The organism is Hansschlegelia beijingensis (assembly GCF_045505405.1).
GTDB classification, from domain to species: Bacteria; Pseudomonadota; Alphaproteobacteria; order Rhizobiales; family Methylopilaceae; genus Methylopila; species Methylopila beijingensis_A.
In genome coordinates, this window is sequence record NZ_JBJKEX010000442.1 from 1 (window position 1) to 2,264 (window position 2,264).

2 protein-coding genes and 2 pseudogenes are annotated in these 2,264 nt (G+C 71.7%); all 4 read left to right on the top strand.

Features of this window, described 5'->3' with window-relative positions; translation table 11 throughout:
* Positions 1–224, top strand: a pseudogene (locus ACIKT0_RS17300) (8-amino-7-oxononanoate synthase); the annotation flags it as partial.
* Positions 221–850, top strand: coding sequence for a dethiobiotin synthase (bioD, locus tag ACIKT0_RS17305; RefSeq protein ID WP_407106599.1), 630 nt, complete (start codon positions 221–223; stop codon positions 848–850). The pseudogene ACIKT0_RS17300 and the gene bioD, both read left to right, overlap by 4 nt.
* A gap of 98 nt (positions 851–948) precedes the next feature.
* Positions 949–2,055 carry an adenosylmethionine--8-amino-7-oxononanoate transaminase gene (gene bioA, locus ACIKT0_RS17310; RefSeq protein ID WP_407106600.1) on the top strand — a complete coding sequence of 369 codons (1,107 nt, stop codon included), beginning with the start codon at positions 949–951 and terminating at the stop codon, positions 2,053–2,055.
* Positions 2,052–2,264: pseudogene (locus ACIKT0_RS17315) on the top strand (hypothetical protein); the annotation flags it as partial. The gene bioA and the pseudogene ACIKT0_RS17315, both read left to right, overlap by 4 nt.

The following is a 2,264-nucleotide window of genomic DNA, read 5'->3' on the forward strand; positions in this document are numbered from 1 at the left end:
GGGGCTCGCAGATCCAGCCCGTGATCCTCGGGCAGAATGCGCGCGCCGCCGCGCTGGCGGCCAGCCTTCAGGCGGGCGGCTTCGACTGCCGCGCCATCCGCCCGCCGACGGTGCCGGAGGGAACCGCGCGGCTGCGGATATCGCTCACGCTCAACGTCGACGAGCCGACCGTCGCGGCCCTGATCGACGCCATCGGGGAGCGGATGGCGGAGGCGGCGGCGTGAGCCTGCGGCTGGTCGTCACCGGCACGGACACCGGCATCGGCAAGACGGTGTTCGCCGCGGGGCTCACGGCTGCGCTCGGCGCCTCGTACTGGAAGCCCGTGCAGTCGGGCCTCGAGGAGGAGACGGACAGCGAGACGGTGGCGCGGCTCGCGCGCCTGCCCGCGGAGCGCGTGATCCCGGAAGCCTGGCGGCTCAGGACGCCCGCCTCGCCGCACCTTGCCGCGGAGCTCGACGGGGTGGCGATCGACCCCGACGCCCTGACCCCGCCCGACGTCGCCGGCCCCCTCGTCATCGAGGGCGCAGGCGGCCTGCTCGTGCCTCTCACGCGCCGCGTGCTGACCGTCGACGTCTTCGCGCGCTGGGGCCTGCCGGTCGTGCTGGTCGCCCGCACGGCTCTGGGCACGATCAACCACACGCTCCTGTCGCTCGAAGCTCTCCGCGCGAGAGACGTGTCGGTGGCCGGGGTGGCGCTGGTTGGCGAGGAGCACGCGGACAACGCAAGCGCGATCGCCGAGTTCTCCGGCGCACCGGTACTGGGGCGGCTGCCGATCCTGCCTGAGCTGACGCCCGAGCGCCTTGCCGAGGCCTTCGCGGCCGGCTTCGATCTCTCCAGCCTCGCCCGTTGACCGCGTTCCGTTACGGAGCGGAAGGGTCTATGGGTCGCCCATCAAGCCGGACGCAAAGCGCGCGACCACTCCGGCGCACCGGAACGCCGACGCCTCGCATGCCCACTTCCCCCCTCTGGCGCCCTTTCACCCAGCACGCCGTCGAGCCGCCCCCGCCCAGGATCGTGCGGGCCGAGGGCGCATGGCTGGACACGGAGGACGGCGAGCGCATCCTCGACGCGATCTCATCCTGGTGGGTGATCACGCATGGCCACCGCCATCCCGCGATCATGGCGGCGATCCGGGAGGCGACCGAGAGCCTCGACCAGATCATCTTCGCCGGGCTGACGCATGAACCGGCCGAGGCGCTGGCGCGGGAACTCGTCGGGCTCGCGCCGCCTGGGCTCGCGCACGTCTTCTTCTCCGATTCCGGCTCAACCTCCGTGGAGGTCGCCCTCAAGATGGCGCTGGGCTTCTTCCGCAATCGGGGAGAGGCGCGCACGAAGATCGCCGTGATGGAGGGCGGCTATCACGGCGACACCATCGGCGCGATGAGCGTCGGGGCGCGCGGCGTGTTCAACGCGCCCTATGAGCCGCTGCTGTTCGACGTCGAGCGCATCCCGTTTCCGGCGCCGGGTCGCGAGCAGGCGACGATCGACGCCCTCGAGGCCGCCGGGCGGAGCGGCGAACTCGCGGCGCTGCTGGTCGAGCCGCTGATCCTGGGCGCCGGCGGCATGCTGATGTACCCGGCCGCCGTGCTGGGCGAACTCGCCCGGGTCGCGCGCGCCGCCGGCGCGCTGTTCATCGCGGACGAGGTGATGACCGGCTGGGGCCGCACCGGCACGCTGTTCGCCTGCGAACAGGCGAATGTCTCGCCGGATATTCTCTGCACCTCGAAGGGCCTGACCGGCGGCGCGATCCCGCTCGCGGCGACGCTCGCGACGGCGGCGATCTTCGAGGCGCACTGGTCGACCGACCGCGCCAAGACCTTCTTCCACTCCTCCTCCTTCACCGCCAATCCGATCGCCTGCGCGTCGGCGAGCGCCGGCTATCTCGCCGAGGTCGGCCCGAAGCTGCGCGCCTTCTTCCTGGCGCGAGGCCTGCTCGTGCGGCCGCTCGGGGACGTCATCTATCTGATGCCGCCCTATTGCCTGACCGGGGCCGAACTCGATGCGCTCTACGACGCGATCGCGGAAGCGCCGGACGCGCTGGGGCTCGCGCTATGAAGTCCGCCGGGACCCGTATCCTCGGCCTCGGCCACGCCGTCCCGGAACGGCGGGTGCTCAATGCCGAGATCGAGGAAAGGCTCGGGCTCGAAGCGGGCTGGATCGAGCGACGCCCGCTCGCCCCGGAAGTACTCTTTCATCCAGGGATCGTCGTTCTTGACCATCTCGGACATCGGGCCGATCGCCAGAACCTTTCCGCCCTTGAGCGC

Excerpts from the sequence above, each read along its gene's own strand:
- bioA (WP_407106600.1), top strand. The coding sequence starts at position 949 with ATGCCCACTTCCCCCCTCTGGCGCCCTTTCACCCAGCACGCCGTCGAG.